General features: G+C 53.2%; 21 protein-coding genes and 8 pseudogenes. 17 read left to right on the top strand and 12 right to left on the bottom strand.

The annotated features are described in order from the left end of the window. Positions 1 to 111 precede the first annotated feature (111 nt). From mdeB to AC1D1M_RS27715, 4 genes and pseudogenes are all read right to left on the bottom strand, one after another. Positions 112 to 2,820, bottom strand: coding sequence for an alpha-ketoglutarate dehydrogenase (gene mdeB, locus AC1D1M_RS27700; RefSeq protein ID WP_477778148.1), 2,709 nt, complete (start codon positions 2,818 to 2,820; stop codon positions 112 to 114). A 93-nt stretch (positions 2,821 to 2,913) separates the two neighbouring features. Next, positions 2,914 to 3,834, bottom strand: a complete 921-nt coding sequence (locus tag AC1D1M_RS27705; RefSeq protein ID WP_477778149.1) for a branched-chain amino acid transaminase — start codon at positions 3,832 to 3,834, stop codon at positions 2,914 to 2,916. Positions 3,835 to 3,903: 69 nt separating this feature from the next. After that, entirely contained in the window at positions 3,904 to 4,695 is a 792-nt protein-coding gene (locus AC1D1M_RS27710; RefSeq protein WP_477778150.1) for an HpcH/HpaI aldolase family protein, read from the bottom strand. A gap of 455 nt (positions 4,696 to 5,150) precedes the next feature. Next, positions 5,151 to 5,270, bottom strand: a pseudogene (locus tag AC1D1M_RS27715) (transposase); the annotation flags it as partial. A gap of 537 nt (positions 5,271 to 5,807) precedes the next feature. Here AC1D1M_RS27715 and AC1D1M_RS27720 point away from each other — a divergent pair. Next, positions 5,808 to 5,930, top strand: a pseudogene (locus AC1D1M_RS27720) (transposase domain-containing protein); the annotation flags it as partial. A 21-nt stretch (positions 5,931 to 5,951) separates the two neighbouring features. Here the strand turns inward: AC1D1M_RS27720 and AC1D1M_RS27725 are convergent. Together AC1D1M_RS27725 and AC1D1M_RS27730 are read right to left on the bottom strand one after the other, a co-directional pair. Further along, complete coding sequence (locus tag AC1D1M_RS27725) at positions 5,952 to 6,464, bottom strand: N-acetyltransferase family protein (protein ID WP_477778151.1); 513 nt, start codon at positions 6,462 to 6,464, stop codon at positions 5,952 to 5,954. A 627-nt stretch (positions 6,465 to 7,091) separates the two neighbouring features. Next, complete coding sequence (locus tag AC1D1M_RS27730) at positions 7,092 to 7,211, bottom strand: DUF2514 family protein (RefSeq protein WP_477778152.1); 120 nt, start codon at positions 7,209 to 7,211, stop codon at positions 7,092 to 7,094. Between the two features lie 126 nt (positions 7,212 to 7,337). Here AC1D1M_RS27730 and AC1D1M_RS27735 point away from each other — a divergent pair, with 126 nt between their 5' ends. Both AC1D1M_RS27735 and AC1D1M_RS27740 read left to right on the top strand, forming a co-directional pair. Further along, positions 7,338 to 7,727: a hypothetical protein gene (locus tag AC1D1M_RS27735; protein WP_477778162.1), complete on the top strand. Its 390-nt coding sequence runs from the start codon at positions 7,338 to 7,340 to the stop codon at positions 7,725 to 7,727. Beyond that, positions 7,618 to 7,937: pseudogene (locus tag AC1D1M_RS27740) on the top strand (hypothetical protein). The gene AC1D1M_RS27735 and the pseudogene AC1D1M_RS27740 overlap by 110 nt, the downstream one beginning before the upstream one ends. Here the strand turns inward: AC1D1M_RS27740 and AC1D1M_RS27745 are convergent. Both AC1D1M_RS27745 and AC1D1M_RS27750 read right to left on the bottom strand, forming a co-directional pair. Beyond that, positions 7,917 to 8,162 carry a hypothetical protein gene (locus AC1D1M_RS27745; protein WP_477778153.1) on the bottom strand — a complete coding sequence of 82 codons (246 nt, stop codon included), beginning with the start codon at positions 8,160 to 8,162 and terminating at the stop codon, positions 7,917 to 7,919. The pseudogene AC1D1M_RS27740 and the gene AC1D1M_RS27745 sit on opposite strands and share 21 nt — an antisense overlap. Before the next feature lie 101 nt (positions 8,163 to 8,263). Further along, complete coding sequence (locus AC1D1M_RS27750; RefSeq protein ID WP_477778154.1) at positions 8,264 to 8,608, bottom strand: hypothetical protein; 345 nt, start codon at positions 8,606 to 8,608, stop codon at positions 8,264 to 8,266. 56 nt (positions 8,609 to 8,664) lie between these two features. On the opposite strand from AC1D1M_RS27750, the gene AC1D1M_RS27755 reads away from it, so the two are divergent. The 5 genes and pseudogenes from AC1D1M_RS27755 to AC1D1M_RS27775 all read left to right on the top strand — a co-directional run. Next, entirely contained in the window at positions 8,665 to 8,940 is a 276-nt protein-coding gene (locus tag AC1D1M_RS27755; protein WP_477778155.1) for a hypothetical protein, read from the top strand. Next, positions 8,937 to 9,077: a DUF4406 domain-containing protein gene (locus AC1D1M_RS27760; protein WP_477778156.1), complete on the top strand. Its 141-nt coding sequence runs from the start codon at positions 8,937 to 8,939 to the stop codon at positions 9,075 to 9,077. The genes AC1D1M_RS27755 and AC1D1M_RS27760 overlap by 4 nt, the downstream gene beginning before the upstream one ends. 114 nt (positions 9,078 to 9,191) lie before the next feature. Further along, a complete protein-coding gene (locus AC1D1M_RS27765; RefSeq protein ID WP_477778157.1) occupies positions 9,192 to 9,548 on the top strand; it encodes a hypothetical protein in 357 nt (118 codons plus the stop codon). 763 nt (positions 9,549 to 10,311) lie between these two features. After that, positions 10,312 to 10,518, top strand: coding sequence for a DUF4224 domain-containing protein (locus tag AC1D1M_RS27770; protein ID WP_477778158.1), 207 nt, complete (start codon positions 10,312 to 10,314; stop codon positions 10,516 to 10,518). Position 10,519: 1 nt separating this feature from the next. Continuing rightward, positions 10,520 to 11,402: pseudogene (locus AC1D1M_RS27775) on the top strand (site-specific integrase); the annotation flags it as partial. Positions 11,403 to 11,538: 136 nt separating this feature from the next. On the opposite strand, the gene AC1D1M_RS27780 reads toward AC1D1M_RS27775, so the two are convergent. Beyond that, positions 11,539 to 11,943, bottom strand: a complete 405-nt coding sequence (locus AC1D1M_RS27780; RefSeq protein WP_477778159.1) for a hypothetical protein — start codon at positions 11,941 to 11,943, stop codon at positions 11,539 to 11,541. Positions 11,944 to 12,538: 595 nt separating this feature from the next. Between AC1D1M_RS27780 and AC1D1M_RS27785 the strand changes: the two are divergent. Continuing rightward, positions 12,539 to 12,978, top strand: a pseudogene (locus AC1D1M_RS27785) (site-specific integrase); the annotation flags it as partial. Between the two features lie 1,165 nt (positions 12,979 to 14,143). On the opposite strand, the gene AC1D1M_RS27790 reads toward AC1D1M_RS27785, so the two are convergent. Further along, positions 14,144 to 15,070 (bottom strand): 2-hydroxyacid dehydrogenase, encoded by a 927-nt coding sequence (locus AC1D1M_RS27790; protein WP_477762052.1) that lies wholly within the window; start codon positions 15,068 to 15,070, stop codon positions 14,144 to 14,146. Between the two features lie 178 nt (positions 15,071 to 15,248). Between AC1D1M_RS27790 and AC1D1M_RS27795 the strand changes: the two genes are divergently transcribed. The 7 genes and pseudogenes from AC1D1M_RS27795 (at position 15,249) to AC1D1M_RS27825 (ending at position 21,776) form a co-directional block, all read left to right on the top strand. After that, a complete protein-coding gene (locus tag AC1D1M_RS27795; RefSeq protein WP_477762053.1) occupies positions 15,249 to 16,034 on the top strand; it encodes a trimeric intracellular cation channel family protein in 786 nt (261 codons plus the stop codon). 89 nt (positions 16,035 to 16,123) lie between these two features. Beyond that, positions 16,124 to 16,534 carry an EamA family transporter gene (locus AC1D1M_RS27800; protein WP_477762054.1) on the top strand — a complete coding sequence of 137 codons (411 nt, stop codon included), beginning with the start codon at positions 16,124 to 16,126 and terminating at the stop codon, positions 16,532 to 16,534. Positions 16,535 to 17,020: 486 nt separating this feature from the next. Further along, positions 17,021 to 18,367, top strand: coding sequence for a dimethylsulfonioproprionate lyase DddP (gene dddP, locus AC1D1M_RS27805; protein WP_457327392.1), 1,347 nt, complete (start codon positions 17,021 to 17,023; stop codon positions 18,365 to 18,367). Positions 18,368 to 18,733: 366 nt separating this feature from the next. Next, positions 18,734 to 19,660, top strand: a pseudogene (locus AC1D1M_RS27810) (cache domain-containing protein); the annotation flags it as partial. Positions 19,661 to 19,753: 93 nt separating this feature from the next. Then, complete coding sequence (locus AC1D1M_RS27815) at positions 19,754 to 20,521, top strand: methyl-accepting chemotaxis protein (RefSeq protein ID WP_477762338.1); 768 nt, start codon at positions 19,754 to 19,756, stop codon at positions 20,519 to 20,521. Between the two features lie 17 nt (positions 20,522 to 20,538). Beyond that, a pseudogene (gene gbdR, locus AC1D1M_RS27820) lies at positions 20,539 to 21,513 on the top strand (choline metabolism transcriptional regulator GbdR); the annotation flags it as partial. 2 nt (positions 21,514 to 21,515) lie between these two features. Beyond that, positions 21,516 to 21,776 carry a hypothetical protein gene (locus AC1D1M_RS27825; protein WP_477762056.1) on the top strand — a complete coding sequence of 87 codons (261 nt, stop codon included), beginning with the start codon at positions 21,516 to 21,518 and terminating at the stop codon, positions 21,774 to 21,776. Between the two features lie 31 nt (positions 21,777 to 21,807). On the opposite strand, the pseudogene AC1D1M_RS27830 reads toward AC1D1M_RS27825, so the two are convergent. Continuing rightward, positions 21,808 to 21,978, bottom strand: a pseudogene (locus tag AC1D1M_RS27830) (NAD(P)-dependent oxidoreductase); the annotation flags it as partial. On the opposite strand from AC1D1M_RS27830, the gene AC1D1M_RS27835 reads away from it, so the two are divergent. Continuing rightward, the gene (locus AC1D1M_RS27835; RefSeq protein WP_477762057.1) at positions 21,928 to 22,173 is read left to right on the top strand and encodes a hypothetical protein; all 246 of its coding nucleotides are present in this window, start codon (positions 21,928 to 21,930) and stop codon (positions 22,171 to 22,173) included. The pseudogene AC1D1M_RS27830 and the gene AC1D1M_RS27835 sit on opposite strands and share 51 nt — an antisense overlap. A gap of 85 nt (positions 22,174 to 22,258) precedes the next feature. Here the strand turns inward: AC1D1M_RS27835 and AC1D1M_RS27840 are convergent. Beyond that, on the bottom strand, positions 22,259 to 22,837 hold a 579-nt coding region (locus AC1D1M_RS27840), incomplete at its 5' end, for an isopenicillin N synthase family dioxygenase (RefSeq protein WP_477778160.1).

A 22,837-nucleotide genomic window follows, 5' to 3' on the forward strand; every position in this document is an offset into this window, starting at 1 on the left:
GGTGAAGCGAACGGTAAAACTTCATCGAAAACTACTTTCTCAATGTTTGCCTGACAGCATTAATGGGAATAATGGGCGAAAGCGATTTCGATGCCCCCTCACAAACTCACATCAACATTCCCAAGGGGCTGTTTCGTCAAATCCAATGTCGTATTTTTCAATTGCACGAGAACAGATTTCAGCACTAAGTTTCCCTTCGTGCACCAAGCCCCACAGGGCGCTCAGGACTATCTGATGACGGTCGACTTCAAAAAATTTGCGTAAAGCTGTCCGGGTATCGCTGCGACCAAAACCATCGGTACCCAGAACGACATAGTGATCCTCAACATAGGAACCAATAAGTTGCGCAAGCGCGCGCACGTAATCGGTCGCAGCAATGATTGGAGTCCCCTTCGGCAAACACTGACCCACATGGCTAGTCTTCTGATCGCCTTCAGGATGATGCCGGTTCCAACGTTCTACTCCTCTGGCGTCCCTGGCGAGCTCTGTAAAACTCGTGACACTCCATACCTCGGAATCGACCTGCCAATCTGCGCTCAGGAGTTCTGCTGCAGCCATCACTTCTCGCAAGATGGTTCCTGATCCGAGCAGCCGAACTTTGTTCGATTCCGTTCCACACTTTTGTTCTGAGAAAAGGTACATGCCTTTGATGATGTCTTTCTCAACATCAGTCGGCAGGCTAGGCTGAGCGTAGCTCTCGTTCATAAGGGTGACGTAGTAGAACTCATCAACCTGCTTCTCCAGCATCTGACGCATGCCATGGTCTAGAATTACGGCAAATTCACCAGCGAATGCGGGGTCATAAGCTCTGCAATTTGGCACCAGAGCAGCCATCAAATGGCTACTGCCATCTTGATGCTGCAGACCTTCCCCGCCCAAGGTTGTACGGCCTGCCGTGGCTCCGAGCAGAAAGCCTCTAGCCCTCTGATCAGCTGCCGCCCAAATGAGATCGCCGACTCGCTGAAAACCGAACATTGAGTAATAGATGTAGAACGGCAGCATGGGCAGACCATGGGTAGCATAGCTAGTTGCCGCTGCCACCCAGGAGCTGATGGCACTCGCTTCGCTGATACCCTCTTCGAGTATTTGACCATCCAGCGCCTCCCGATAGCTCAGAATCGAGCCAATGTCCTCTGGCTCATAATGCTGACCGACGCTGGAATAGATACCGATTTGCTTGAACAGATTCGCCATCCCGAACGTCCGGGCTTCATCTGCCACAATTGGAACCACACGCCGTCCCAAAACAGGATCTTTTAGCAAGCTGCTGAGCATCCTGACAAAAGCCATAGTTGTGGACATTTCCTTGCCTTGCGCTTTGGTGGCAAAGCTTCCATAAACATCCAATCCGGGTACCGCGACCACAGGAACATTCGTTTGCCGGCCAGGCGTAAAGCCCCCAAGGCTTTGCCGACGCTCAAGGAGATAGCGAATTTCACGACTATCATCGGCAGGCTTGTAGAACGAGAGAGTCTCAACCTGCTCATCAGTCAAAGGAAGATTGAATCGATTTCTAAAGCCAATAAGCGTTTCGCGATCAAGCTTCTTTTGCTGATGAGTCGTCATTTTCCCTTGACCGGCTTCGCCCATCCCATAACCTTTTTTGGTCTGGGCAAGAACCACAGTAGGCTGGCCCTTATGAACAGAAGCAGCGTGGTAGGCGGCATAGATCTTCACCATATCGTGGCCGCCACGTTTCAGCCGATCGATTTGTTCGTCTGTAAAACCTTGGGCAAGCTTCGCCAATGCTTCGTTTTGACCAAAGAAATGATCCCTGCTGTAACGTCCGTTTTTCGCCGCAAAAGTCTGGAACTGCCCATCAACGGTTTCCGAAAGGGCCCGCACCAGGCTTCCGTCAGTGTCACGGGCGAATAGCCCGTCCCAATCAGACCCCCAAACCAGTTTTATGACGTTCCAGCCAGCCCCGACAAACAATGCTTCCAGCTCGTCGATGATTCGCCCATTGCCTCGCACCGGACCATCTAATCGCTGAAGATTGCAATTGACTACCCAGATCAGGTTATCCAGACCCTCCCTTGCAGCCAAAGTAAGGGCTGACATACTTTCCGGCTCATCCATCTCACCGTCACCGAAAACGCCCCACACTTTTCGCTCAGATGTGTTTAACAAGCCACGGTTGTGAAGATACCGCATGAATCGGGCCTGGAAGATCGAACTAATTGGGCCGATGCCCATCGATCCTGTCGGAAATTGCCAGAAGTCCGGCATTAACCAAGGGTGTGGATAGCTGGACAAGCCCTGTACCCCGTGGCTAGAAGCGGTGATCTCCTGCCGGTAATACTGAAGGTTCTCTTCTCCCAGCCGTCCCTCAAGAAAGGCTCGCGCGTAAACTCCTGGTGCCGAATGAGGCTGATAGAAGACCAGGTCGCCACCAAAAGAGTCGCTCCTCGCTCTGAAGAAATGGTTAAAACCAACCTCGAACAAATCAGCCGCACTCGCGTAGCTGGCGATATGACCACCCAAGTCCCCATATGCCTGGTTAGCACGTACGACCATGGCTAGAGCATTCCAACGAATTATCGATGACAGGCGTTCCTCGATTGCCAAATCGCCTGGGAATGCAGGCTGCTTTGTCACGGGGATGGTGTTGATGTAGGGCGTACCCAGCGTAGGTTTCCAGCCAATGCTGGGATCACGGACGAGACTGACCAGCTCATCAATGATTTCGCGAGCCCTCTCAGGGCCGCTATTTTTAATCAAGGAAAGTAGCGCATCACGCCACTCTGCAGACTCCTGCGTGTCGCTTTCGCTGGTGGAAAACTCCAAACTTTCAGGAGTACCGTGCTGGGAACTATTCATGGTTATCTCACCTCACATCAAGAAGTCTAGCCACCATTAGGAATAGTTGACTGTGGCTCCAGCAATAGCCGCGACATCCTGGTCACCCGACCATCAAACATGGGTCAACCAATGAGCGTACTTTTCATTAGTTCCATGTACTGCGCAAAAGTAGACCTCTTGAAGCTGCTGAGTGATAGGGCCTCGCGAGCCCGCACCGATTGTCCGACCATCGAGCTCACGAATAGGTGTCACTTCAGCAGCGGTACCTGTAAAGAACGCCTCATCGCAGCAATACAGTTCGTCGCGAGTGATCCGTTTCTCCCGAATTTCGAAACCCAAATCACGAGCAATTACCATAACCGAGTCACGGGTTATGCCATCAAGGCAAGACGCCAGATCGGGAGTGTAAATAACCCCGTCTCGAACCATGAAAATATTCTCGCCCGCACCCTCACTCACATAACCCTCAGTATCTAGCAATAGCGCCTCGTCAAATCCGAGCGAAGTAACCTCTCGGTTAGCCAGGATCGAGTTGATGTAATAGCCACAAGCTTTTGCACGCACCATGGAAACGTTGACGTGGTGGCGGGTGAAAGACGATGTTTTTACTCGAATGCCTTTTTCCATGCCCTCCTCCCCTAAGTAAGATCCCATGGGCCATGCAGCTGTGGCGACATGAATTGTGTTGTTTTTCGCTGCGATACTCAGAAAGTCTGAACCGATCCAAACCAAAGGACGTAGATAGCAAGCGTCGTACTTGTTTGCCCGAATAACTTCTTCGCACGAGTTACGAATAGTTTCTTCATCGAACGGAATTTTCAACTGAAAAATCTTGGCCGAGTTAAAAAGACGACGAACATGCTCTTTCAGTCGGAAGACTGCAGGACCACGCGCAGTTTCGTATGCGCGCATGCCCTCGAACACGCCCATGCCATAATGAAGTGTATGGGTCAAAATGTGAGTATTGGCCTCACGCCATTCAACTAACTCGCCATCTTTCCAGATTTTCCCATCACAATCTGACATCGACATTTACAACCTCCAATATAAACAATTAAAATAACAAATACTCATCGATACTACTCGACGCTCAATTAGGTATTATCTTTTTAAGTTGAGAGCATCCAAGGCGTCTGTCGCTCCCTTGGCCAACCAACCTGTATCAGAGTGAAGTGCGATAAAGGTCACACCCTTTTCCCTGTACTGGCGGGCTTCTTCCACCGAGGTCGCGAAAATTCCTACTGCTTTGGAATGCTTGCGGGCAGCTGTCAAGACTCTCTCTACCGCAGCATTGACATCATCGTGCCTGGTCTGCCCCAGTAGCCCCATGCTTGCAGACAAATCAGCTGTACCAATGAACAGACAGTCAACGCCCTCGACTTGAGCTATAGAGTCGACGTTCTCCACCCCTTCAACTGACTCTATCAGGACAATGGCACAAGCCTGGTTGTTTGCGGATTTGACATAGTTACTGTCCAACCCATACGCCCCCGCTCTGACCATTCCAGCGACGCCTCTGACACCACTTTGATCTGGTAGTGGGAATAACATTGATGCCACTGCGGCTTGCGCGTCAGCCGCACTGTTAATGTTCGGGAAGACAATAGTCTGTGCCCCACAATCCATGGCACGCTTGACCAAAGAAGGATCATTGGCGGTTACTCGCACTGCACCTACGGCTCTTGCCCCATAAAAAGCCGCCGCATCAATGGCTCTAAGTTGAGCAGCAATATCCTGGGCATCACTAGGGCCGTGCTCGGCATCGATGACCAACCAATCAAAACCGCAATGAGCAATCAGTTCAGCGACCGCAGGGCTCGCGAGCGTCAGCCAGCAACCGACGGTTGGTTTAGCGCTTTTTAAACTGTGCTTGATTGGATTTACAAAGCGCATGGCAGGTCTCCTGGCATCGTGATACGGCGGTAATCGATGGTTCATGTTAGGCAAATGCCAAGGGTATTTTTTGCGCATTTTCATTAACAGAAACGACCTGCGACAGAACATTCATTCCACTTTTTTTGCATCCGCGAAATCTTCATGCTGATGTCGGTGAATTTCAGTGGCATACCGACGAAGCGAAACGCACGCCCAAACTCACATAGACGTTTTCAGTTCATCGACATGCCAAAACCATTGAGTACATCTGGGTTACTTGTAACGACAGAAATCATTGAATTGAGAAAATCTGGCAGTGATAGTCTGACCTTTCACACTAAGCACATAACATCAACCACAAATAAAACCATTAAAACGCCCTCAAAAAAAGAACTCACCGAACCCATAAAAGAGCATTACTGCTTGCTTATTTCTTTTAAATTCTCAGCCTTCGTCAGAATAAAAAAGGTTCTTCACGGATTACCAGGAAAGACGCTCTTGATCTTTATGAAAAAGAACTCGCTATCCCGGTAACCGTACGTCATCCACTTGATGACCTTTATTCGATTATTTATGCCTTCCAACAGACCCGTACCGAGAAGCGTCATCGTGTTCATGAGAGATCCTCCGCCGAAAACGAGAAAAGCCCTGCAAGCGTAAACCTGCAGGGCTTCTCGGTCAGGCTGACCATCTCATTAAATCCGATGCCTATTCAGGCATCGGATTTTGATTTCTTGCGGCCAAAGGTCAAGCGATGAGACTTAACTGATCGGCATTAACCTCGAAGTGCCCTTTCGTACCTAAAGCAACATGCCGCCGGAGGCACGCCCAGCTTTCCATTCATCCAGGATTTTGCTGTTGTCGGCTTACCGGCTGCATCCGATTTTGGTCGCATCCCATTGGAAAAGAGTTCGTCCGACTGCACAAAAAACTCGCGATTGGCTCGGCTGGTGGGTTCACATTTTAGCAGTGGGAACTCGAACCACCTGCGACGTAAACGGGGCCGGCTCGAACCATTACTGGCGGGTGCTTATTCTTTCCAGATCCTGTTTTTTTAAGAAACAGGCTTATCAAATTCTTCGAAAGTTCATATCGACGTATCCGGTCTAGTCGTACAATTTTTAGCTAACCTAGCGCACCTGAATGGGCATGATCCGTACGTGTATCAGTAAGACGTTCTCACCCGCCTTCCGACTCAGCGGGCAAGGACAATTGAGGACTTGTTGCCACATCGTTCGGGAGCAAGATGCTAACCAAAATGATTTCGGCAGCAGTTACACCAACTCATTCCACTCGCGCACCATCACCAAATCTCGTTGGATATCCTTGCCACATTGAAAGCTCGTTTCTCCCACTGTTTGAAACCCATTACGTTGGTAGAAGCCTATGGCCCTGGCATTCTGATCATTCACCGTGAGTCGGATGCGATTGGAAACAACAGCAAGCGTTGCGGTTAGTAGGCACTGCGCAGCGCCAGTGCCATGATGCTCCGAAGCGACATAGCATCGTTTCAACTCAGGAATGCCGTCTGCCAGTGCGATCCCTAATCGATCTGGTGTGTAGTCAATCAAACTGAAACCCACGACATCTCCGGCTTTCTCCAGCACCAGCACCTCCTGACTTGAGGTGGTCAACGCGGTCTGAAAGCACGATGGAGTTAGATTTTCGCTGATGTAAAGCTCTAATTCTTCCGTTGGAGTGTCTGCTGGGCACGCCATCGAAAAGGTATCCCTCGCGATTCTGCTAATGACGTCAGAGTCATCATTTATCGCTGAACGCACGCGCATTCATCGCTCCTTGGGTTGGTAGAGGGTAGCGCGTCCCAACCCTCGGGGACGCGATTGTGCAACTCAAGTATTACGAAATGAAACTAGGAAAGGCAAGCTTCCATGAATGGATATGTTTTGCCATGAGCAGTCAAATAATTATCAGGAATAATGCACAACAACCGAATGCCAATTGCTCTGATCATTCCTATCCGATTTCGTATCTCTGTCGTCTTAAATCACTGACTAAAAAATCCCGAATGGATAGTCCACGATCACCCGGTATTCATCGGCGTTTGAGTTGCCACGGGTAAGCCTGCCTTCGGCTCCGGCCTTGTAGCAAAAAAATAGTAAGCCCAGAGAACCTGGGCAAGATGGCTGGTAAAACCTTTAACTAAAAATCCCGCCAATCGGCGGGATTTTTTAGCGTATCCCATTTAAAGATAACGTCGTTTTGTTCAGTGTTTACTGGATGAATAAGACGCCACGTTTAATTATGACGTCTACACGTGGATAGACGAGGGATTTGGCCTTTGAATTCAAAGGCCAAATCTCAAGGATCCCCCGTAACACTCCCGACACTCCCCGTGAAATTGGCCCAAGAAATACCCAGTCCTCTCCGGCGTTCTGCCGACCGAACACACCCCCCTATTTCCCAAGGCTGTCATACGCCTGCTCGCACATCACTCCCCGGGCTCTGGCCAGGTCAGCAATTGCAGCCAGGTCGCCCGCTCTTTGGTCAGCGCGCTTGAACACGTCGGCAAACACAGCACCGGCGCCGGCACCGGAAGCTGACGGACAAGATCCTCACCAGCTCACTCCACATCATCTGAACCATGCGCAGCAAGACAGAGACGGTCCAGGGAGAAGGCAAGAAAATTCTCAAGTTGGGGCATGAAGTCCGAGCAGCAAGACGGCACTGACTACGAATTTACCGTGGTGCTGGACTTGACTCACGACGGGCATACCGCGATGGCCAGCAAAGACCGGACGAAGCTATTTGAAGAGCCTGAACTGATCACCGAGGAAACAGGCAAACGGCTGCTGGCCTGGCTCAACTCAGGGGTCAGCCCAGAGGATCGCGCAAAGGAGCTTTTGGTTGATGCGCTGACAGACATCGCCACCGCGAAGGACATGGCTGGCTCTACCGCCCACGGAATTGAAGAGGCAGGCCATGGCCGAGGAACAGCAGAAGCCGACGGCGGAAGCCATCAAGCAGCGCAGGAAGCGCGAGAAGGAAACAACAAAGAACGCTGCTCTGGGCATCGAGAAGTTCACGGTTGAGGTTGCCGGCGTGTTCAAGCCGGACAGCAGGACATTCACCAACGGCTGCTGATCAACCTGATCAATTCGGACTTCGATACTGCGGCCTGGATGCTTAGGAATGTCACGACACCTTACGAGATAAGCGAAAAGGTGTCGCGAGCATTTAAGGATAAGAGCTTGGCGGAGTTAAAGCGCGATCCCGGAGACCTACCGAGCGATACTCGATGATTGTTTTGCCCAGAGGAGGTTTATGGCATCTGTTTCAAGCCTCAGGTTGTTACCGACCCTGAGCCAGAACAGTATGTCGTTAGGCGTTAATTCGCTGAAAAAGATCCAGTGCCCCGCCCCATCGTCCTTTTCCTCTACGCCTGCAACGTACAACGCGACCTCGCTTTCGCTAAGTTCCAAGGCATCGGAGATTTCTCTCTGCGTCGGCTTTCTTACGCTGCTCATAGTGACATCCATTTCTTGAACAAAGTGCTGAAAGCATAGCTGAACACCAACACTTAGAATCTCCACCTGTCGCTTCCGGTCACGGAGGGCGGCGCCTACGATCACGACCCTACGTGCGAAAGCTCTTCGTCAATGATTCGCTCTGCATTCTTCGCAGCGGTTGTCGCAAACTCGTAACAGACCCAGTAGTCCTGCTCTGTTACGGATGCAGATCCCTGCAAGTTCTCCAGGCAGCGCGTTAATGCATGCTTTATCAAGCCATCATTTAGAGCATTGCGGGCTGCCTCTTCACCTTCAACTGCTCGAATGGCAGCTTCGATTTCTTCGATCTGCTCAATCTTTGCCGCCAGCGCGACCTTGGCGAACTCATCTCGTTCGATGATTTTGGTCCAAGAGTGATCAACTATCAGCGTTTTCATTAGTAGCTCCCAGTCTTCCTGGCTCATGCCGGGCAATCAACCAATAGCCCACTTCAACGAATCACGCCAGCCGGCGAAGATCAGTGGAGGCCAAGGTTGCGAATGAGCAGCAAAGCGTCAGCTCTCGCCTCAACCTTTATGGCCCGGTGCTCGTCACCCACGGCGGAACGCTGCGCGACTTGGTCAAAGAGTTCCGCGATTACATCTGCACCGGGGAGCCGCTACACCCCGGCTATCTCGGACCTGAACGGTTCAATGACAGCAAAATCTGGGGTTACGACGAAGCAGGTATGCAGTCAGTTCGCGAGCAGGCCGGCGCCCTTCCAGTGTTCCGCCAGCCAGACGTGGAGGCTGCATGAAGCGCATCTACCTCAGCGGCCCCATGAGCGGCCTGCCCCACCCCAACTTCCCCGCCTTCGCCGCAATGACCGCCAGCCTGCGCGCCGACGGCCACACCGTCACCAACCCTCGGCATGACGGTTGTGAATGCCAATGATCTGGTATCGATGGGGTGACTGTCGGTCTCACCTTTTGTCGCAAGTCGATTGACTGACAGGGACCTTTGGAGCCCAGTAATCAGCTGGCTAAACCTGATCAGAAGAGAAACACCATGTCGAAGATAACGGTGATATCCGGTGACTTTCTGGCAGGTGATGCTGAATTTCAATCTGGACTGTTCATTTTAAAATCCGCAGTAAAGCCTTCTCTTGAAATAAAGATACCCATTTCAAAACTAGAAACTTTAGAAACAGCAACCGAGGAAATAGTTAATAAGAAAGGGAGCGTTATTCGATGGAGTCTGGCTGGAGCATTGCTTTTAGGTCCGGTTGGACTAGTTGCGGGCTGGTGGCTATGTGATAAAGAAAAGGAAATAACCTTCTACGCAAAATTCAAAGATGGCCGCAACCTTCTTGCCACAACTGATATCAACACTTACTCCAAATTCTCTGCCTCTCCCCACAAGTAACACCACTTTCCCCTACAAAGTCAGCCGCTATAGCGGCAAGGACGAAGTCATGCCTGAAGAAATCGTTTTGATCCAGCCAGCCCCTGTTATCCGCGATAAGAATGGCAAGCCCCGGCATAGGACGCCCCATGCCCACAGAAAACCAAACCTGTCGCGCCGACATAGGATGAGCGCACGACGGTGATGAAGCCGGTCAACACCGCCGTGCAGCATGCACTTCGCCAGATCGAAGCAAGAACTTCTATCTAATCTGAAGTTACCGACTTTCTAGAACGATTCCGCAGGCTGGTAGATCTTTCTTCTGCATCCCGATGCAGTAAGGAAACGTTGTAATCGTAGGTCGATATCAATGGCACTGGTTCCTCATTCCGGGACATATCAAGCCATCGCCTTGTGCGTTCGATGTCGAAGAATTCCTTCTTGAACTTCATCTTCGCAACAAGGTTCGCTGAAACCCTGAAGTGTCCACAACCAACTGAGCATTTGACCTCTGACCAGTCTCCAGGCGCTCGAACAATCCTGGCGGCAGCCTGACAGATTAAGCACTTCATATTCGATCTCCATATCAGTGACCTATCAACTGTAGCCGATCACCGGCAAAGGACATCCCCATGCCCCCAGAAAACCAATCCACCCGGTTTCACCTCGATCCGCAAGTCACTGATTAGCATCAGCGCGACAGTCGCGACCTGGCTCCTTCAGCAAACGAAATGCTACCTCCACTAACCCACCTTCCGCCGCCACGCGCGGCATGGAGACGCTCATGAGCATCCAGTTTCTATCCCACGAGGAGGTTTGCGAGCTCACCGGCGCGCGGGCCAAGGCAGGCCAGATCCTCAACCTGAAGAAGAACGGCATCAGGCACACCATCAAGGTGAATGGCTGGCCAAGCGTCACGGCGATGGCCGTGACCGCGGTCGGTATGTTTGAGCCAGAGAAACCCGCATGGACACCACGCAAGGCTAGCTGACATGGGACGACGACCAAGCAAACCCGGCTCAATCGCCCGGCTGAGAGAGCGTAGAAAGCCAGCGGCCGGGTTTTCTACTCCTACGACACCGGCGGCAAGGACCGCAAAGAAATTCCGCTGGGCAGCGATTACGGTCTGGCGATCATGGAGTACGCGAAACTCGAGCGTGATCGCACCGCCACCGACCTGGTGGCCAAGGTGATCACCTTCCGCTAAGTGGCCGAGAAGTATTTGGTCGACGTGGTGCCATCAAAGAAACCAGCAACGCAAAAGGACAACGTCAGGGAATTGAAAAACCTGATGTCATTCTTCGACGACCCGCCGGCCCCACTCGAAACAATCCAGCCCTGCACGTCCGCCAATACCTGACCTGGCGCAAGGCCGCGCCGGTGCGCGCCAACAGAGAGAAGGCCCTGCCCAGTGCAATCTGGAACTTCGCCCGGGATATCGGCTATACCACGCTCGCCAACCCTTGCGCAGGAATCAAGGGAAACAAGGAGACGGGGCGGGACATCTACATCGAGGACGCACTGTTCAAGCGCGTGTACGAGAAAGCGGACGCCGGCCTACGGAATGCGATGGACCTTGCCTGTTTGACTGGCCAACGGGTGACCGACACTCGATTGATGGATGAGCGCGACGTCCGAGAGGGTCAGATATGGGTGCTGCAGGGCAAGACAAACGCCAAGCGCCGAATCGAAATCACTGGGGAGCTGAAGGTTTTGATTGATCGAATCATGTCCCGAAAGTCAGAACACAAGGTCCGCTCAACGTGGCTGATCGTTACCGAGGATGGCACACCAATGTCGGTGGCGATGTTGCGGGGAAGGTTTGACTTGGCCAGAGAAGCAGCCGGGGTTGCAAAATCCGAGTTTCAGATGCGCGGGTCCATGACGCTCTATAATTTAGTGTAGGGGGACCGTCGGAGGTGGCGCTATGCGTATCTTCAAGCAGCTCCTGCTCCTGGTCGCGGGGCTTTTGGCAAGCAGCCTCTCCCTGGAGGCAATCAGCGGTGGCGGCCTAGGTCAAAATCCTCACTCGGCCGTTCTGGTCAGTGGGCAGCCACAGCAATGCGGGCAATTCCACCATTTCCACACGGGCCCGTTTCATATGGGAAACCGGCATTTCGTACCAATGAACAACCGACATTTCGTACCAATGAACAACCGGCATTTCGTACCAACGAACAACCGGCATTTCGTACCAATGAACAACCGGCATTTCGTACCAATGAACAACCGACATTTCGTACCAATGAACAACCGGCATTTCGTACCAATGGATAACCGACACTTCATACCGATCCACCAGATGAACAGCTTCAAGGTGATCAGAGGGCCCGGGGGCAGCGATCAGCCCTTCGGTTCCAGGCACGTTCACTTTGTGCGCCACTTCGATCCGCGGACGGGGCAGTTTCTGAGTCAACCGGCAACATCCGGGAGGTAATGGACCAGCTTGGTCACACCACCGTAGTGATGACTGAGCAATACATCCGCAACCGCAAAGGGAAGAAGGTGACGTCTACAAAATAGGAATTGCGGCAAGAAAAAGCTAAGGGCCTGCATGAGGTATCTCATGCAAGCCCTTGATATTCATGGTGCCCGAAGCCGGAATCGAACCTTTCTCTTTGTTATTGAAAATAAAGGGATTTTTTAGTTCGAAAAATTTTTCTACCTCTATGTGTACCCTCAGTCTGCGAGCAGGCTCAGTATTGAGCGTTGCTACCGGTTTCCACCGAGTAATCGCCATGGAAAATTCGGGTGTGGTCATCCACACGGAAGGGGTCACCGATTTCATCGGATTTGATCAGCAGGGAACGACCCAATACTGTCGATGGCGACAGGCAGCATCAGTCGATAAATGCAGTCGATCGGTTTTGCGAAAACCTTCAAACCGCCTGATTTAGAAACCCAAGACCACCCAGCTTTCGTGGACTGAATGGTCTTGGGACTGTCTTACGATAACTCTTTCAGGGCTGTGCCTATAGCTCACAGGGACAACCCTTGTGCAATTCGGCCACCACCACCTGTTCCTATCTGCGTTTGCAACCCACTATTTCAGCAAGCTTCGTCAGCTCACAGGACACTCTCAATGGTGCTTCCCCGCAAAGCATCATAATGGGCATGTCGATCTCAAGGTCGTCAGCAAATAGCTTGGGGACCGCCAATCACGTTTCAAAAATCGCAAGCCGCTAGCACGTCGCCGACACGATGACATCCTGGTGCTGTCTGGTGGTTTGAATGGGGAATGAACACCTCATGACTTGAGGCGAACCAGTGCAGCCATGATGCAATCCTCGGGGTAAGCCTTGATGTGATAGACCGGTGCCAGAACCACGTACTGGCAGGTTCGCGGGGCCGTCGTCACCACTTACACCATGATTATGCCGCAGAGAGAAAAGAAGCTTGGAACCTGTTGGGCGACAAGCTCATTGATATCTTGACAGGTCAGGATGATTAGGAGGGACTTGAGACACAATAAGAGATGTCATCGCCTCCGTCATCTTTATACGATAAAGCGCTGATTATTCAGGGCTTTGTCGTTTTTTGCCTTTTGGAAAAGCCTGCCATCCCACTTCAGCCCACACCTTGGATGAAGTCTCGCTTTTCGACCAGCGACTAATTTTTCGAATGGTCTCTTGCCTACACCTACGGGCCTGAAAAATGAGTTTAGCGGCAGCTTCCGCAGGAAACGCCGGAGCGAAAACAAAATTAGTGATCACTCTTCGATGCAGTCCAGCAAACTTACGTAAACAAAACGCCGCTCAGTGAGCGGCGTTTTTACGTTTTTGGAGGGGCAGCCGGGACGTGCATTGGGTGGTTTAACTGTTGATTTGTATGGGTTTTGTTTTATTACGCTGATGCAAGAATACTTGATGATGTACTTTGTTTTTTGAAATTTTCAAACGCGAAGAGACCAACGGCGCATGCGCCCATCGGTAGCGGTTGACCATTCATCTCCGACGCACGATAGCGCACCAATAGTTTTGTCAATGAAGTCGTTGGCGTAGGTCGTTATCTGAAAGATGTGCTGACACGGCTGCGGACGCAGCGGGAGAGTGAAATTACAGAGTTGCTGCTAAATACGTGGTGCCCGCATAGTATGACTGCGAGTAGATAGTGGCACCGGTACAGCGATACCTAACCCGTTCATGATGATGGCCAGCAGGATGGTCAAACAAGGCCACAAGTAGTTCACGACACCCAGCTAATCGCTTGTGTTCGATTGCTGGCAAAGCCCGGAGCGAGCGAAAGGCACACCTCATACGCGACAAAAAGAGCGATTCCCACTACGAGATAAAACTTGGACGTCGCGCGCAGTCGCGGGCGCCCCAAACTCCCTACAAGCATGAGCGCGCCCAATGAATAAATCATTGCCGCACCGCCCAAGGGGCCGAAAATTTCGCTAATACTCCTGATGAGCCCGGCGGCGGTACTCCATAAAACTATCGCCACTAAACCATACGCCGTGGCGGGACGCTCACCTCTGATCCGCATCATTCCCTCTCGCTCAAATAGCGGTGAGTCTAAGCATTTTGCTTTCCCAATGTTCTCTTAACCAACGGCTACTTTGAGGCGAAAATGAGCGTTCTACCAATATTGATCTCGTACCTGACAGCCGAAAGCTAGTAACCCTTAGCTCGATCTACCACATTGACCAATGGCAGCCCTTCCCGCTCTCTGCGCAGGTTCTCGACTATCACTGCCACACCGCCTTCAATCTGCACATCACTAGCGACGTGAGGGGTCAAGAGGACATGCGGGTGTTTCCAGAAAGGACTTTGTGGTAAGGGAGGCTCTTGTACCAGCACATCCAGAACGGCACCTGCGATTTGACCTGTATTTAACGCGTCAAGCAGATCCTGCTCAATGACGTGGCCGCCGCGTCCTACGTTGATGATTCCAGCGCCATAAGGCAGGCAACCGAGCCTAGCCGCATTGAGTATTCCATTTGTTTCGGGAGTCAATGGCAACATGTTCACCAGGATGTCGCATTGCCCAAGAAAGTCGTCCAATTGCCCCATTCCGACGTAGCAGCGCCCACCAGGAACCTCCTTCAAGGAACGATTCCAACCACTGAGTTGAAACCCCAATGGCTGAAGTCGATCAAGGGCAACTCGCCCTAAATTGCCTACGCCCATGACACCGATCCGCCGCTGTGAAGCATGCACTATCGGCCGTGGTTGCCAACGATTTCGGCGTTGATCCTCCTGGTAGGCGAGGATGTCTCGATGTAAGGCAAGAACACTGAACAGAACGTACTCGGCCATGATGTCTGCCATTAAGCGATTCACCAGCCGAACGAGTGATACCTGACGAGACAGCTGAGCCAAATCGAACTGGTCTACACCAGCCCCGGCAGCGTAAAGGATTCGAAGATTACGAAACTGCTCTGCAAGGTCCCCTAGAGGCTCCCACGCCACGATATAGAGCACCTGCGCCGGGTTGCCAATATCAGGCCACTGGCGGAACTCCAGTTCAGGGGCGAGCGTCGATAAGTAATCCCGCCACACTCCCGCATCGGCTGGGTCTGCGATGTATAGAATGCACATTAGAAGCTCCATGTTCGCAACAGAGAACCGATTGCAGTCTTCGGACAACTCGATGTCAGATAGGGTATGACGGACCTCGATGTTAAGGCGATCCCTACTCGGTTGAACCGACCAATCACGCCGTTTTGGTGGCCCCTTGCGACACGTTAATCAATCAAGGCGGCGATGCATTTGCGGCATGAAAAAAGCCGATCATTTAAGAAAGACGCGCCCTATGAGTTCAGATATGGTTGCATCATCAGGCACAAGCAAAACCACCTCACCTTGCCTCAACGATGCTCCGCAGATCGGCGTATGCCGAGGCGTATTCGAAGAAATCGCGCAACTGACCGGCAGCCTGAGAAAGGAATACAGAATGCTTTATTTTCAGGAAATGGTAGGCATCGCGGTATTTTCCATCACCGGTGTGCTGGCAATTAAAAAAGCCGATGTCGATTTTTTCGGTGCAATGGTGCTGGGCATCATTACCGCTATAGGCGGTGGTACCCTCCGCGACCTGCTTCTGGGTCTGCCTATCTTTTGGATAGTCGACTTCAATTACATTTGGGTGGCCTTGGTTGCCGCCCTGGTGGCGTTTTTCCTTACTCAAAGACTGCACCAGCGTTATCGCCTGTTGCTCTACCTCGACGGGCTGGCGGCTGCCCTATTCGCGTTAGCTGCCACCGAGAAAGTCCTGGCACTCCACCTCGCCGCGCCTTTAGCCGTGATGATGGGCGTGCTGACCAGCATTGGCGGCGGCATAGCCCGCGATGTCCTGGCCGGAAGAGTTTCGCTGCTGATGTCCCGAGACATATACGCGACACCATTATTATTAGGGTGCACCCTCTATGTGGTGTTGCGGGACCTATTCCCATCGATCTGGATCGCGGGGTGGATTGCCTTGATCTTCACTTTTGGCCTGAGGTTTTTCGCCATTTACCAGCATCTGCAGATGCCGGCAATTTTCTCCACCAGGCAAGGATGAGTCACATAGGCGTACTCATCCTCTGTCTGGCCTTCCCTTACTGGAGATAGGGCAACTACTGCGGTGGCGGTAACCTGTTCACCCTGGCGGTGCTCCTCCCCTTCTGCTCAGCATTGTGCTTTGCGCTGTACCAGTTGCTTACACGCAGACTCAGCGCCTATGACAACGCGATCACCAGCAATTTCCTGGGCGGGTTGTTCGCGACGGGAGTCATGTCGCTATTAGCACCCTTTTTCTGGGTTACCCCGTCCATGAACGATGCGGTCATGATGGGAGCATTGGGCACCCTTGGAATGATTTCACACCTGCTGCTCTCACAGTCCTTCCGCTGCGCGGCGCCGGCGGTCCTGGCGCCGTTCAGTTACTGCCAAATTCTCTTTTCCAAGATCCTGGGCGCTGTCATTTTTCAGCAGGTCCCGGAAACGCTCAGCCTTTACGGTATGTTGATCATTGCCATGAGTGGGGCCTGGGCGTTGCTAAAAGGGAGCAAGGCCGCCTGACAACCACAATCAACATTGCATCCAGATACGCTGTAGAACACACAGAATAAATACTATCGCGACAAAACTAACAGCGCTTATACCCACCATGATGCAGTGAACTCCTGGGATTATTAAATTCAGCTCTATGCCAAACCCCATCCTCAAAAGCCTGAGTGTCGCAATTAGACAACGGCCGTCGTTCCAAACAGCCTCGATAACGACAGGTTATCTATAACACCTTGTAAATGTTGTTGGATTTGTCACCAGGATGCTTATAGATTGAAATAAAGTCCGCCCCACGGGCACATAATAAAAACAGGTACATGTCTTGCGTAAATTAATCTTTTATCACTGCCTACCTAATATACCAGCGCTCTAACCTAACTCAATTTAGAGGGTTTGTAGCGTCACGCGCAGAGAAAAGTAAGCGATGACTAATTCAGACACAGTCATGTCGCTTGGTCACGCATAGCCTTTTTAGCAGATTGGACATTGGACGCCACGATGACAACTTCTCCTTTTTCAGTTCCAACGAATGCCCGGCGAATCGACCCCGCCAGGCAACGTGCAGCGGCACTTAAAAAAGATGGCTCCGTCGATGACAACGACCGCGTCGAGATAGGCCCAACTCCCCTGGCTTTTGCGGAGTGGGAGCACTTGGGCCTGGAGCCGCCCCATTTGCCCACCCTACGTTCCTACCGATTGCAACGCATAGTTGATCAGTTGGTAGCCCGTGACCTGGGCGGCATTCTGTTATTCGATCCACTGAATATCCGCTACGCGACCGATACCACCAACATGCAACTATGGACGACCCATAACCCCGCACGGGCATGCTTCGTCGCTGCCAGCGGGCATGTTGTTTTGTGGGACTTCCATGGCTGCGATCACCTTTCTGCCCACTTGCCGCTGGTGACTGAGTTGCGCAGCGGCGCGTCTTTTTTCTTTTTCGAGACGGGCGAGCACACCGATCGACACGCCAGGCATTTCGCCGCACAAATGGACGGGTTGCTGCGCCAGCACGCTGGAGTCAACCGCCGGCTTGCGGTAGATAGAATCGAAGTCGCTGGCGTGCGCGCATTGGATGCCTTGGCTATCGAAATTTTCAGCGGCCAGGAAGTGACCGAGTTCGCGCGCGTGATCAAGGGCCCCGATGAAATCAAGGCGATGCGCTGTGCGGTGGCATCGTGTGAAGCCTCGGTAGCCGAAATGCACCAGGCAATGCGCGCTGGCGCAACTGAAAACGATGTCTGGGCCGCCCTGCATGCCGGCAATATCCGCCGCGGTGGAGAATGGATCGAGACCCGAATCCTCAGTTCCGGTCCTCGCACCAACCCCTGGTTCCAGGAGTCAGGCCCGCGGGTGTTGAGTAACGGCGACCTGCTGTCGTTCGACACGGATCTGATCGGCACCTACGGTATGTGCGTGGACATGTCCCGCAGTTGGATTTGCGGAGGCTTGGAGCCCACGGCCGAACAGAAACGCCTGTATCGAATTGCCCATGACCATATCGTCTATAACACCGAGCTGATCAAGCCGGGCGTGCGCTTTACGGAACTGACCACCAAGGCCCATAGGCTGCCCGAGCCCTGCCGCGCCCAACGCTACGGCGTGCTGTTTCATGGTGTCGGCCTATGCGACGAGTACCCCTGCATTCGCTACCCGGAAGACCTGGAATCCTACGGATACGAAGGCGAACTGCAAGCGGGCATGGCCCTTTGCGTCGAAGCGTATGTGGGTGAAGTGGGCGGCCGCGATGGCATCAAGTTGGAGAACCAATTATTAGTCACTGAAACCGGCTATGAACTGCTGACACGTTACCCATTCGACGACAGCTTTCTGCGGACATGAAGACGGTTGGCTTTGTCCAAATTCTCGTTTAACACGAACGCTACTAAAGAGCCCAGCGACTGATAAAGAATCCAGGCCTGTGTACGGCTATTCCCTTCAGAGGCCACGTCTGAAGCCATTAGTTTCGTTCGGTTGTCCCACTCCGAAATTTAAACACTCACCACCACGCCTCTGCCATTCAAAGAACTATAAATACTCGCCGGAGAAATAATGAATATCAAACAGAAGCTGACTTGGGCGTTCGCGACCATCGCCTTCGTTCCGGTTGTCCTGGTAGCAGTGCTCGTTGTGTTAAACCTGCGCGACGCCGCCAAAGCCAACTTCCTGGAAAGCAGCGGCCGTGAAATCCGTCAGATAGATCACGGCATGAAACAGTTCTTCGACGGCATCAGCCAAAACGTCGAATACATCGCCAAGGATCCACGGGTCACCGCGGCCAAGGGCTTGAAAAACTATTCCGCTGCCGACGCGGCACAAGCACCCTTCCCCGAGATCAATCAACAACTTCTGAGGATGTTCGAGCGTTTTGCCAAAAGCCACCCGAACACCGCTTACCTTTCCATGGGGCAGAACGACGCCGGCTACGCCACCTGGCCTGATGATCCGAAAATGGCCAACTACGACCCGCGCGTGCGCCCATGGTACAAGGCTGCCATAGCCGTCCCCGGTACCACCATTCGCACGGACGCGTACTACTGGGCGCCAGACGACGTCTCACTGATCGGCACCGTACGCACCATTGCCGACGCCAGTGGCAACTCGGTAGGTGTCGTCGGCCTTGATGTGTCGCTCAAGCAACTGACCGAACTGGTCAAGACCATCAAGCTGGGCGAAAGCGGTTACCTGATACTGCTTGAGGGCAACGGCAACGTTTTGGTCGATCCCAGCGATGCCAAGCACAATTTCAAGCCATTGGCCAACCTGGGGCCCAACTATGCCGAGCTGGCCAAGAGTAGCGATGGCGTGACCCAGATCGAGATTGACGGCGTGGCCTACATGGCCAACGTGGTCAGCTCCAAAGACCTGGGCTGGCGTTTTATTGGTCTGATCAAACGTGACGAAGTGATGGCCGAAGCGTCGAGCTTGACTTGGCTGATCGGCGTCATTGCCGCTGCGCTGGCCGTAGTCTTCGCCATTGTGGGCGCCACTTTCGCCAGCGTCATCGTGCGGCCGATCCGCGGTGTTGCCAACGGTCTGCAGGAAATCGCCGAAGGTGAAGGTGACCTCACCCGCAAACTCACCGTACAAGGCAAGGACGAAACCGCCACCCTCGCCAGCTGGTTTAACCAGTTCCTGGGCATGATCGCGCAGCTGGTGCAGCGCATCGGCAGTGCCTCTTTCGACCTGCAAAATGCGGCGGCCGACACCAGCGAAGTGGCCCAGAACATGAACGAAGCCGCCGGGCGCCAGCGCCAGGCCGTGGAACTGGTGAGCACCGCGTTCAACGAAATGGTCGCGACCGCCAACGAAGTGGCCCGCTCTTGCAGCCAGGCCGCCTCCAGTGCGGACGAAGGCTATCGCGATGTACACGATGGCCAGCATCACATCGGCGAGGCTACCGGCAGTGTGCTGAAGCTGAGCGAAGAACTGCAAAAGTCGACCGTGACCATGCAGGCTTTGGAGCAGGACAGCAAGAACATTAACACCATCCTCGATACCATTCACTCGATTGCCGAGCAGACCAACCTGCTGGCGCTCAACGCCGCCATTGAGGCCGCGCGCGCCGGCGACCAGGGCCGCGGCTTTGCCGTGGTGGCCGACGAAGTTCGCGCCCTGGCTCGGCGTACTGCCGACTCTACTGGCGAGATCGACAGCCTGCTAGGCAACCTCGCGCGGCGCACACAAGAAGTGACCCAGCAGATGCAGGGCAGCCTTCAGGTGTCGCAATCCAGCGTCGAACGCATCCAGCAGGCGCGAGACAGTTTCGACAAGATCCGCAATTCGGTGGACTCGATCCGCGATCAGAACACCCAGATCGCCACCGCTGCAGAAGAACAGCACCAAGTGGCCGAAGACATCAACCGGCACATCACGCAGATCCATGCCGATGCGCAGCTGGTCGAGGAGTTCGCCCACTCCGCACAGACGGGTTCAGGGCGTTTGACCGATATTTCCGAGCAACTGAAGGGCTTGGTTGGGCGTTTCAAGTTCTAGTTCAACCTGAGGCAGATATGACCAAAGAGGAGCGCAACCCAGTGCCTACTTCGCAGGACCCTGCCCCACGATCTGTCGGATTCCTGTTGTTGGATGACTTCACGTTCATCTCGCTGGCATCGGCAATAGAACCGTTGCGCATGGCCAATCATCTCTCCGGTAGAGAGCTGTATCGATGGTGCACGCTGGGTAAGAACGCAAAACCAGTGCGCGCCAGTGCCGGCTTGCAAATAACGCCCGACGCCAAAATGGACGAGGCCGCGACGTTGAATACCGTGATCGTATGCGGCGGGATGAGTGTTGAGGACAGCGTAAGCGATGAGCATGTGCTTTGGTTGCAGCACCAGGCCTACCTGGGCCGCAGGTTGGGCGCGATCTGCACAGGAAGCTGGGCCTTGGGCAAGGCCGGACTGCTGGAGGGCCACCGGTGCAGTGTTCATTGGAAATGCCTGGCACAGATGCGCGAAGCGTTTCCCGACGCCGATTTCACTGCACACCTGTTCTCCATCGATAGAAGCCACCTGACCTCTTCGGGGGGCACGGCGCCTATGGACATGATGCTGCACTTGATCAGGAGCGAGCACGGCCGTGAACTGGCCGCGGCAATCTCCGACATGTTCATGTATGAGCGCATGCGAGACGACCAGGATCAGCAACGGATACCGCTCAGGCATACACTTGGCGAAAATCAGCCCAAGTTGCAAGCGGCTGTCCTGTTGATGGAGGCCAACCTGGACACCCCTCTCGAACTCAAAGTGCTGGCGTTTAAGGCCGGGATTTCACGTCGCCAACTGGAGCGCCTGTTTCATAAATACCTGGACGTCTCTCCGTCGCGCTACTACCTCAAGCTGCGTTTAGTCCGGGCACAACAGTTATTGAAGCAGACCTCATCGTCAGTCCTGAAAATAAGCGCGCTGTGCGGCTTTGGTTCAGCTGCGCATTTCGCCAAAAGCTATCGCGACTATTTCGGCTTAACGCCTCGTGATGAACGCGCTTGAATACCCAGGGGATAACCCCCCAAGGCTCCACCATCAATCAGGTTAAGGCCGGCATTGACGGGGGCACCGCAGAGCTCGGATTCGCCAGACACGAATTCGAACGATACAAGAACCTCTCCGAGCAAGGCGCGGGCACGCGTCAAAACTCACAGCAAGCCGGCACCCGGCTGACCAAGGCAACGGCTCAGCTACACACCCGCCAAGCTGCGCTCGAAAGCGCGACCACCGAGACTTCAAAGAACGATTCCAGCCGCTGAGCTGAAATCCCAATGGCTGAAGGCGATCAAGCGCGGCGCGTCCGAGATTGCCAACCCCCATGACACCAATACGCCGCTGAGAAGCGTGCACGATTGGTCGAGGTTGCCAGCGCCCACTGCGTTGATCCTCCTGGTAAGCGAGGATGTCTCGATGCAAGGCGAGAACGCCAAACTGAACATACTCGGCCATGATGTCAGCCATCGAGCTATCTACCAGTCGTATTACCGACACGTGAGCAGGCAAACGGGCCAGATCAAACTGGTCGACTCCAGCCCCGGCAGCGTAGAGGAGTCGAAGATTACCAAGCTGCTCCGCAACGTCGGCAAGAGGCTCCCAAGCCAGGATGTAGTGCACCTCTGCCGGGTTACCGATTTCAGGCCATTGGCGGAACTCTAGTTCAGGGGCGAGCGTTGACAGGCAATCTCGCCATTTCTCCGCATCGGCTGGGTCGGCCATGTATAGGATGCACATTGAAAATTCCCTATTCGCCTTTCAGGTGCGCATAGCTATCAACGAATCGTTTAAATTTGTGTTTACCACATGTGTAGGCTTCATACTTCGCGGGTAACGCCTCACTCACGCAGGTTGGCACAGGCTCAACAACCGCATCGAAATCCAAATCAATAAAGAAAGGTATTGAATAACGCTCTAGACCACTAGTATTTATGACGCGATGCATTGTCGAGGTGTAGCGATCGTTGGTGAGGGTTTGAACCAGATCACCAATATTGACGATAAAAGTGCCTTCAACGGGTGGGGCAGTAACCCACTCCCCTGCACGGTTCCTGACTTGCAAACCGCCAACTGCATCTTGGGATAGGACCGTCAAGAAACCATAGTCCGTGTGTGCCCCAATACCGATCTCCTCTTGGGAAACCCTTCCGATCTGGGGCGGGTAACGCAAAATCCGCTGAATAGTGATGGGCTTACGCTGAAGATGTTCAAAGTAATCTTGTGGTAAACCCAAGCTCAGCGCGATCCCGCCAATAAGCATTCGCGCGAGTGCCAATACAGAGGAATGGTAATCTTCGGCAACCTTCTCAAATTGCGGCAGTACAGA

It is taken from the genome of Pseudomonas sp. P1_F7, from assembly GCF_056405655.1.